Source organism: Flavobacterium sp. (assembly GCF_027531905.1).
Lineage (GTDB): Bacteria > Bacteroidota > Bacteroidia > Flavobacteriales > Flavobacteriaceae > Flavobacterium.
This window is the reverse complement of sequence record NZ_JAPZSU010000067.1, coordinates 43,348-53,047: the sequence shown is the minus strand read 5'-3', so window position 1 is coordinate 53,047 and position 9,700 is coordinate 43,348. Positions and strand designations below refer to the sequence as shown.

Annotated in this window: 6 protein-coding genes and 1 pseudogene; 5 read left to right on the top strand and 2 right to left on the bottom strand. The window is 35.4% G+C overall.

Annotated features, from left to right (window positions below):
- Nucleotides 1-127: pseudogene (locus tag O9307_RS14275) on the top strand (IS982 family transposase); the annotation flags it as partial.
- Nucleotides 128-229: 102 nt separating this feature from the next.
- Nucleotides 230-1,036: an endonuclease/exonuclease/phosphatase family protein gene (locus O9307_RS14270; protein ID WP_298300558.1), complete on the top strand. Its 807-nt coding sequence runs from the start codon at nt 230-232 to the stop codon at nt 1,034-1,036.
- A 453-nt stretch (nt 1,037-1,489) separates the two neighbouring features.
- Here O9307_RS14270 and O9307_RS14265 read toward each other — a convergent pair whose 3' ends face one another.
- Entirely contained in the window at nt 1,490-2,410 is a 921-nt protein-coding gene (locus O9307_RS14265) for a GYDIA family GHMP kinase (protein WP_298300555.1), read from the bottom strand.
- 20 nt (nt 2,411-2,430) lie between these two features.
- The gene (locus O9307_RS14260; protein WP_298300552.1) at nt 2,431-3,747 is read right to left on the bottom strand and encodes a hydroxymethylglutaryl-CoA reductase, degradative; all 1,317 of its coding nucleotides are present in this window, start codon (nt 3,745-3,747) and stop codon (nt 2,431-2,433) included.
- A gap of 320 nt (nt 3,748-4,067) precedes the next feature.
- On the opposite strand from O9307_RS14260, the gene O9307_RS14255 reads away from it, so the two are divergent.
- The 3 genes from O9307_RS14255 to O9307_RS14245 all read left to right on the top strand — a co-directional run bounded on the left by O9307_RS14255 (nt 4,068) and on the right by O9307_RS14245 (nt 9,692).
- Nucleotides 4,068-6,239 (top strand): S9 family peptidase, encoded by a 2,172-nt coding sequence (locus O9307_RS14255; protein ID WP_298300549.1) that lies wholly within the window; start codon nt 4,068-4,070, stop codon nt 6,237-6,239.
- Nucleotides 6,240-6,276: 37 nt separating this feature from the next.
- Complete coding sequence (locus O9307_RS14250; RefSeq protein ID WP_298300547.1) at nt 6,277-7,968, top strand: peptide MFS transporter; 1,692 nt, start codon at nt 6,277-6,279, stop codon at nt 7,966-7,968.
- Between the two features lie 65 nt (nt 7,969-8,033).
- Nucleotides 8,034-9,692 (top strand): peptide MFS transporter, encoded by a 1,659-nt coding sequence (locus tag O9307_RS14245; RefSeq protein ID WP_298300544.1) that lies wholly within the window; start codon nt 8,034-8,036, stop codon nt 9,690-9,692.
- The last annotated feature ends 8 nt before the right edge of the window (nt 9,693-9,700 follow it).

The following is a 9,700-nucleotide window of genomic DNA, read 5'->3' as shown; positions in this document are numbered from 1 at the left end:
ACATCGATCATTTACTAACTTTTTGTCTAATCTTATCGCTGGAATAATTGCTTATAATTTTCTGCCTAAAAAGCCTTCTTTGAAATACGAAACGGTTAAAACTAACCAATTAGCGGTCTTTTATTAATCGAGTTCAGGTTAGTAAAGAATTTTGGTCTTTCGCTCTGTGGTTGGGAGGACTGATGTTTCTTTTACAATCTTTATCTTTGGTACCCAAATTCCCCCATTCATGAACAAGACCTACAGCCTGTTTCTTTTCCTATTATGTACTTCCTTTTATGCTCAAACACGGCTTTTGTCTTGGAATATCGAAAACTTAGGAAAATCCAAATCGAATCTTGAACTGGAGTTTATTGCCAATACCCTAAAGGACTACGATATCGTAGCGCTGCAAGAAGTCGTAGCTGGTGATGGAGGTGCGCAAACTGTGACTAAATTAGCAGACGAATTGAACCGAAAAGGAGCGAAATGGGACTATTCCATCAGCAATCCCACCAGCAGCAGTGCCTACAAAACGGAGCGCTATGCTTATTTATGGAAAACGAGTCGGGCACGTTTAAAAGGAAAACCGTGGTTGGAGTCCAAGTTTCAACTCGAAATTGACCGCGAACCGTATTTGGCTACTTTTATCGTCAACCAAAAAGAAGTTACGCTCGTGAACTTTCACGCCATCACCAAAAGCAAACAACCCGAGCGAGAAATCAAATATTTTAAGTTGTTGCCTGGTCAATACCCACAATTGAACCTTTTGTTTTTGGGTGATTTCAACTGTCCACAATCCCACTCTGTTTTTACTCCCTTGAAGAAAATGGGCTATGAATCGACTTTGAAAGGACAAAAAACCTCCTTAAAGAGAAACAGTAAGAACGGAGCAGCATTGGCCTCTGAATTTGACAACCTATTTTACCATAAAAAAGTCAAAAAAATCGATGGAGGGGTCATCCATTTTTATAAAGCGTTTAGTTCTTTGCAAGAAGCTAGAAAAATTTCAGACCATATTCCAATATGGATGGTTTTTTCTCTAGAGGAATACTAAAGTAGCCATTCAAAACTATTTCGGTTCTACCCTCAACTGTGTGGGTAAACACACTAGCAAAAAAAACATAGGAGGTAGGTAAGGTCATATAAGAATAGAGAAAATGTACATTTTATAAATGTAAGTCAATTGATTCGTTGTAGTAGGGATGAGTTGTGTAAGAAATAAGAGCGGTATGTTTATCAAACTTATATGATCTTAAATGCCTTAAATGGTTCAAAAATAGAAGTTTCTTGCGCTGGAACAACACTATTAAAATAGTAAAAACCATACAATTCAAGGTAGAGCCACTATTTCAAATACAAATTAGGGCAATATATGATGTCCTACATTTTAAAATCGAAAGGAAAACAAATAAAGTTTATGTAGCGTACCAGTAAAAAATAGGTAGTGTGCCATATTTTGCTTGTAGTGGTTGATAATCAATATTTTGAGCGTCTTTGGCAAGTTGAGTTAAGCCCCTAAAATCATCTCTTGGTAAGGAATAATTGTTGTGTAGCCTTTCTCGGTAAAATAAGCCGTTGGATCATCGATAGCAATAGCCAAAACAAAATCACCACCCCAAGCGCCTAAGCTTTTTATTACGCCATCAAAATCTGGAAAGAGCGCTTCTTGTACGGTTAGTAATTCTAAAATGGTGCTCATTTCATTTTCGTGTAGTTGTAATGCATTAGCAAAAGCGTGGATGCTTTTGGCATTGACTACAGTATTGGTTAGTTTGTTAATAGCAGCAATATTCTCTTGTAAATTTTGATTTTTGTTGTTGTAGTAAGCTGCAATTGCTGTTTTGCTGTTTTGTTTTTGGTTCAGATATACAAAATACAAATTTGAAGCAAATTCAGGTTGAAACCTCACAGGTGTAACGATGGGTTTTTGATTCTCTAGGCGATAGAAAATTGGCGTATTATGTTGCGCACAAGCTATGTCATAACCGCTTCCACCGAAACTGTTGTTTAGTAATTCAAAAGCGTCTATTTTTAGCCATTGGGCCAAATTGTTAATCAAAGTAGAGGAGGTTCCCAGTCCCCATTTTTTTGGAAAAGTCAGTGTCGTTTCAATTTTATATCCAGTTGTTTTTTGAAAGGCATTGGGTTGTAGCAACTGTGCATGATGTAAAATAGTCAACAAAGTGTTTTTTATCGAGGAATCTGCGCTTTCTTTGTGATTAATGATGGCTTCAAGTTCAAGTTCGTCTTCAAACCAAATGCTCCCATCTGCATCAAAACTTTTCCATGAGATAGTAGGTTTATCTTGAGCAACAACTTGTAGATTTTGCCCCATTTTGGTGGGGAGCGCCAAGGCATTGGCACCATCCAAAACGAGGTATTCACCAGTAAGTAATAGTTTTCCGTTGCTGTAAAAAGTCTGCTTCATGCGTAAAATAAGTTGTTGTTTTATTTTCTTAATTCTTCTATGTAGCTCACAACGGCACTGTGCGAAATGGTGTTGTTTTTGAAATGTTTTTTGATGGCAAGACGTTCTTCTTCATTTACCATAAATTGATTTAAAATGTTGTTTAAATGCATTTTCATGTGTCCTTCTTGAATGCCGGTGGTCGTTAAAGAACGTAGTGCTGCAAAATTTTGTGCAAGCCCTGCTACGGCTACCACTTGCATTAATTCTTGAGCGGAAGGCTTTTCTAGCATTTCAAGGCATAATTTTACTAACGGATGTAAGGAGGTTAAGCCGCCTACCGTGCCTAATGCTAGTGGAATTTCTAACCAAAATTTAAATTGGCCGTTTTCTATTTCGGCATGAGATAAGCTACTGTATTGACCGTTTCTAGAAGCAAAGGCGTGTATTCCTGCTTCTACAGCTCTAAAGTCATTTCCTGTTGCCAAAACTACAGCATCAATGCCGTTCATAATGCCTTTGTTGTGAGTAACGGCACGATAGGGTTCTACCTCGGCTATGCGAACGGCTTGTACAAAGCGTTGGGCAAAAACTTCTGGGTCTGGAATATGTTTTTCGGCTAAATCTTCTACAGGGCATGAAACTTCTGCTCGAACCAAGCAATTCGGAACATAATTAGAGAGAATACTCATGATTACCTCGATTTCCTTTTCCTCAGCTGTAAATAATTCATAGTTTTCTGCTTTTTCTTTTAAGGTTTTAGCAAATTGCTCCAAGCAAGAATTGATGAAGTTAGCTCCCATACTATCTTTCGTTTCAAAAGTAGCATGCAATTGATAGTAATTTGGAATCAAGTCGGTTTTGTCTCTCAACTCGATGTCTAAAATTCCGCCACCGCGTTGTCTCATATTTTTGGTCAACGCATCAGTTTCAGAAAAGAAAGTAGTTTTTGTTTGGCTGAAAAAAGCGGTCAATTTGTCTTTATCTCCAGTGTATAAAAAATGAACTTGACCAATTTTCTCGGTGTTGATTATTGTTGCTTTGAACCCACCTCTTGTAGCCCAAAATTTAGCCGATTTTGCTGCGGCTGCCACAACCGAACTTTCTTCAATGGCCATTGGAATAGTGCTGTATTTTCCGTTGATTAAAAAATTTGGTGCGACGCCAAGTGGAATATAAAAGTTGGTAATCGTATTTTCGATGAATTCGTCATGCAATTGTTGTAAAGTAGCGTCAGAATTCCAGTATTTTTTTAATAAATCAATTGCTTCTGTTGGACTGGAAAAATAGTGGTTGGCTATCCAATGTATTTTTTCTTCTTTGGATAATTTTGAAAATCCTGCAATGGTGTTGTTCATTTTCAGCTGATTATTGTTTCTGCTGGCAAATATACGGTTTTGCTTTTTTTTAAAACCATTACTTTTTGTAATCTTAGCTTTTGGTTTGGTATGTGAGATTGGTAAGTTTTAACACATTTCATGGCTGATTATTGTAATTTTTTTATTAAAATTGACATCGTTTTACACATAACTTAATTAAGTGCTGTTTTTTGTTTTTATTCCAATATTTAAGTAATGACAAAAAACACACCTAATCCAGTTCGAGTTTTACTATAATTAGCAGTAGTGATTTCAGATAAAATCATATTTTAATACGATAACATTTAAATTTTACTTTTATGAAATTAGGAAAATTGGCATTGTTCTTTTTGGTTGGCGTTTGTTCTGTTTTTGGACAACAAAAGATAACCGTTGAATCAATCTTTACCGGTGCTTTTAGAACCAAAGGAATGGATGCTTTGCAAGCCATGAAAAACACCAACCAATATACGGTTTTGAATGCTAATAGAGCAAGCGGAAGCGCACAAATTGACTGGTATGATTATGCTACATTAAAGAAAGTAGCCACTATCATTGATACTAAAGACTTCCCTCAATTAGCAGACGGAATTGATAGCTATAGTTTTAGCGACGACGAAAAACAAATGCTAATTGCCAATACTACCCAACCCATTTTCCGTCATTCCTTTACAGCTAATTATTTTTTATACAACATAGCTTCTAAACAATTAGTCAAATTATTTGATTTTCCAGTTCAAGAACCTACTTTTTCGCCAGATGGTAAAAAGATAGCTTATGCAAAAGACAATAACTTGTTTGTTTACGACATTGCTTCCAAAACGACAACTCCAATTACTACAGACGGAAAAAAGAATAGCATTATCAACGGAATCACCGACTGGGTGTACGAAGAAGAATTTGCTTTTGTAAAGGCTTTTGATTGGAGTGCTGATAGTAAAAAGATTGCTTTTATCCGTTTTGACGAATCCGAAGTTCCTGAATTCTCCATGTCTATTTTTCATAAAGACTTATACCCAAAAGTAGAGACTTTTAAATATCCCAAAGCGGGTGAAAAAAATGCAGTAGCCTCATTACATATTTATGATGTTGCAACTCAAGCCAAGCAAAATGTAAATCTAGGCAACTATTCTGATTTTTATATTGCAAGATTAAAATGGACAAACGAGGCCAACGTTTTGTCAGCTCAAGTATTGAATCGCCATCAAGATAATTTAGATTTGTTATTCATTGATGGTGCTACAGGTGCTGCAAAAGTAGTTCTAAACGAAAAGGATAAAGCCTATATTGATGTTACGGACAACTTAACTTTTCTAAAAGATAACAGTTTTATTTGGACTAGCGAAAAAGATGGTTTCAATCATATCTATTTATACGATAAAACAGGAAAATTAATTAATCAAGTGACCAAAGGCAATTGGGAAGTAACCAATTATTACGGATTTGATGAAAAAACAAAAACTATTTTTTATCAATCGGTAGAAAATGGTTCCATCAACCGTGATATTTATCGTATTGGTTTAGATGGTAAAAACAAAGTACGTTTGTCGTCTCAAACGGGAACTAGTGCAGCTACTTTTAGCCCAAATTTTCAATATTTTATTACTACATTTTCAAGCGCAACGCAGCCTCCAGTTTATACTTTGAATGAAGCAAAAACAGGAAAGCAATTGCAAATGATTGAGGAGAATCAAACCTTATCCAACAATTTAAAAGGCTTCAATTTGCCTACAAAAGAGTTCTCTGTTTTGAAAACAGAAAAAGGAATTGAACTCAATATGTGGATGATGAAACCTAAAGATTTTGATCCTAATAAAAAATATCCTGTTTTTATGTTCCAATATTCAGGACCGGGTTCACAACAAGTCAATAATGATTGGAACAGCGGCGATGATTACTGGTTTGCCTCGCTTACACAAAAAGGATATATTGTGGCTTGTGTTGACGGAAGAGGAACTGGTTTTAAAGGCGCAGCATTCAAAAAAGTGACTCAAAAAGAATTAGGGAAATACGAAGTAATCGACCAAATTGATGCTGCTAAAGTATTGGGTTCTTATTCTTTTGTAGACAAATCAAGAATAGGGATTTTTGGTTGGTCGTTTGGTGGATTTATGGCATCGAATTGTATTTTGAAAGGAAACGATGTTTTCAAAATGGCTATAGCAGTTGCTCCTGTAACCAATTGGAGATTCTATGACAGTATTTATACTGAGCGTTATATGCAAACGCCGCAAGAAAACCCAACGGGTTATGACGATAACTCACCCATCAATCACGTACAGAAGTTAAAAGGTAAGTTTTTATTAATACACGGCTCAGCAGATGATAATGTACACGTTCAGAATTCAATGCAAATGATGGAAGCCTTGATTCAAGCTAATAAGCAGTTTGATTCTCAAATTTATCCAGACAAAAACCACGGTATTTTTGGAGGCTATACCCGAATTCAACTTTATAATAAAATGACTAACTTTATCCTTGAAAATTTATAACAACTAACCTAAATTATCTAATTTAAACTAAAACAATATGGTAGAAACTCAAGAGAAAACAGCACATCCAAAAGGACTTTGGGTATTGTTTGGAACAGAAATGTGGGAACGATTCAATTTCTATGGAATGCGAACCCTATTGGTGCTGTTCCTAGTAAATTCATTATTAATGAAAGAAGAAGATGCTTCTTTAATCTATGGTGGTTTTCTAGGATTGTGTTATTTAACACCCATGTTGGGAGGTTTTATTGCAGATCGTTTTTTTGGAAATAGAAACTGTATTCTTTTAGGTGGATTAATGATGGCGGTAGGGCAATTGTTGTTGTTCTTTAGCGGAAGCATTTTTCCAACCAATTTATCATTAGCTACTACGTTAATGTATAGCGCATTGGGAATTATTGTTTTTGGAAACGGATTCTTTAAACCAAATATCTCAAGTATGGTGGGAAGTTTGTATCCAAAACAAGAAAAAAGCAAATTGGATACTGCTTTTACTATTTTCTATATGGGAATTAATTTAGGAGCTTTTTTAGGTCAGTTTATTTGTCCTTATTTGGGCGATGTAAAAGATACTGGCGGAATCAGAGATATTCATGCTTTCAAATGGGGATTCTTAGCAGCAGCAGCAGCGATGTTCATTGGAACCATTTTGTTTTACTTCCTAAAAGATAAATATGTAGTTTCTCCAGAAGGAAAACCATTAGGTGGATTGCCTTCTAAAAATGAATCTTCAGATTATGAAGAAGGAGAAGCTCAAAGTGCTGTTTTTTCAACCAAAGCTTTAGCCCTTTCTGTAGTTGCTTTTGTAGGTTTGTTTCTCGCGTTTCATTTTTCTGTAGATGGAACCAATGTCGTAAAAACAATCATTTATCCAATTATTTATGCTGCGGGTATTACATTGGCAGGATTAATTTTATCTGATAGTTCTTTGACCAAAGTAGAACGCGACCGTATTTTGGTAATTTATATTATTTCTTTTTTCATCATCTTCTTTTGGGCAGCTTTCGAACAAGCAGGTTCTTCATTGACTTTTATCGCCGATTACCAAACCGATAGAAATTTCTTTGGTTTCCAAATGCCAGCTTCTATGGTTCAAATTTTTAATGGATTGTTCGTTGTGGCTTTAGCCGTTCCATTTAGTGTGTTGTGGGATAAATTAAGAGCTAATGATAAAGAACCAATTTCGCCAGTAAAATTAGCCATTGGTTTATTTTTGATTGCAGTAAGTTTTTATATGATTGCTACTCAAGTTAAAGATTTAGGAACTTCTGGATTGTTGGCAATTAAATGGTTAATTCTTTTATACTTAATCAATACTTGTGCAGAGTTGTGTTTGTCTCCAATTGGACTTTCATTAGTTGGTAAATTGTCACCAAAGCGTTTTTCTTCTTTATTGTATGGTGTTTTCTTTTTGTCTAACGCTTCAGGATATGCGTTGGCAGGAACTTTAGGGTCTATTCTGCCTGCTACTGGGGATAAGTTTATTAAAGCGAAAGAATTGGGGATTGATTTACAAGCCATTTTGGATAAAAAAATGGTTCCAACTCCAGAGCAATTACAGCTTTTAGAAACCAATCAAATTAGTCCAAACAATCCTGTTTTTGCAGGTTTTGAAATCCATAATTTATTTGAATTTTTTATGGTATTCGTTATTTCAACTGGTGTAGCTGCAATTATTCTATTCTTGTTGACGCCATTTTTGAAAAAAATGATGCACGGTATCCGTTAATTTATTTATACTCTTTTTAAACCTACAAGTATTTCTTGTAGGTTTATTTTTTAATACTATTTTCTATGTGGAAAAATCATCCTAAAGCTCTACCTTATTTGTTTTTGTCTGAAATGTGGGAACGTTTCGGTTATTATTTAATGATTGGAATTTTTACGCTTTATCTTAAAGATGTAGAAGCTGGATTTTCAATGACCGAAAAAGAAGCGTCGGATTTGTATGGAACATTTATCGCTTTGGTATTCTTAACCCCTTTTATTGGTGGATTAATTGCTGACCGTTATTTGGGTTATAAAAAATCCATTATAATTGGTGGATTAATGATGGGAGTGGGATATCTAATTATGGGAGTGCACAGCATTCCAATGTTGTATACTGCGATGACGTTGGTCATTGTTGGGAATGGTTTCTTTAAACCCAATATCTCTACCTTATTGGGGAATTTCTATAACGATGAGCAATACAAAGACCGAAAAGATGAAGGGTACAACATTTTCTATATGGGAATCAATGTTGGGGCTTTCATTTGTAATTTCTTCGGTGCGGCACTAAAAATTCTTTTTGGTTGGCAAGAAGCTTTTATGGCTGCTGGTGTGGGGATGTTTATTGGTGTTTTGGTATTTATGTTGGGCACCAAACATTATGGGGATAAAACCGAAAAGAAAGGAGTTCAAGAAGGGGATATGCCTTTTTACAAAATTGTTCTTTTTATTTTAGTGCCTTCGTTGATTTTTGGAGTGATTGGTTGGTTAATCAAAGGAATTACTTCGGATAGTAACCTAGACAGTTCCATTTTTGGTTCGGATAGTACCGATGCTTTTGTGTTCGCTTGTATTCCAGTGATTTTCTTTTACGGAAGCCTTTACTTTAAAGCTAAGGTAGAAGATAAACGACCTATTGGGGCTTTGCTTTCAATTTTCGCAGTGGTGATTTTATTTTGGGCGGTTTTTAAATTGAATGGTTCTGCACTCAACAATTGGGGCGATAAATATACTGATAGAGAATTAACAGGTGTGACACAACAAATTGGTTCAAAGTTGGTGCTTACTGATACGTTGACTTATAAGAAAGATTCTGTTGCCTTGTATGATGCAGCATTTAGAATTCAGAAAGAAGATGGAAAAGTCATCAAAGTGGTGGATTATCCTTTGTATTTTAGAAATGTAGCCAAAGAAAAATTGCCTAAAGAAGAAAGTAAAATCTATACTTGGTCGGCAAACTTGAGCCAATCGATTAATCCAGGTTGGGTAATTCTTTTGACGCCTTTGGTAGTGGCGTTTTTTACTTTTTTGCGAAGCAGAAAAAAGGAACCCTCAACACCTACCAAAATTGCTTTTGGATTGTTGATTTCAGCTTTATCGGTCTTGGTTATGGTGGCTGCGGTTCATATTGGTAATAATGGCGCAGAAAAAGTTTCCGTATGGTGGTTGGTGGCCAATTATGGGGTAATTACTATTGGTGAATTATTCTTAAGTCCGATGGGATTATCTGTGGTCTCAAAATTAAGTCCAAAAAACATCACCTCTTTGATGATGGGTGGTTGGTTTTTGGCCACTTCAATCGGTAACAAATTAAGCGGCGTTTTGGCCAGTATGTGGGATTCTTATGAAAACAAAGCTAATTTTTTCTGGATTAATTTTAGTCTTTTAATTTTTGCAACATTACTGATGTTTGCTTTGGTAAAAGAATTGAATAAGGTGATGAAAGAAAAAGGAATTAATTAAATTAAGTA

Coding starts and splice junctions, on each gene's coding strand:
- O9307_RS14270 (WP_298300558.1), top strand. CDS start 230: ATGAACAAGACCTACAGCCTGTTTCTTTTCCTATTATGTACTTCCTTT.
- O9307_RS14265 (WP_298300555.1), bottom strand. CDS start 2,410: ATGAAGCAGACTTTTTACAGCAACGGAAAACTATTACTTACTGGTGAA.
- O9307_RS14260 (WP_298300552.1), bottom strand. CDS start 3,747: ATGAACAACACCATTGCAGGATTTTCAAAATTATCCAAAGAAGAAAAA.
- O9307_RS14255 (WP_298300549.1), top strand. CDS start 4,068: ATGAAATTAGGAAAATTGGCATTGTTCTTTTTGGTTGGCGTTTGTTCT.
- O9307_RS14250 (WP_298300547.1), top strand. CDS start 6,277: ATGGTAGAAACTCAAGAGAAAACAGCACATCCAAAAGGACTTTGGGTA.
- O9307_RS14245 (WP_298300544.1), top strand. CDS start 8,034: ATGTGGAAAAATCATCCTAAAGCTCTACCTTATTTGTTTTTGTCTGAA.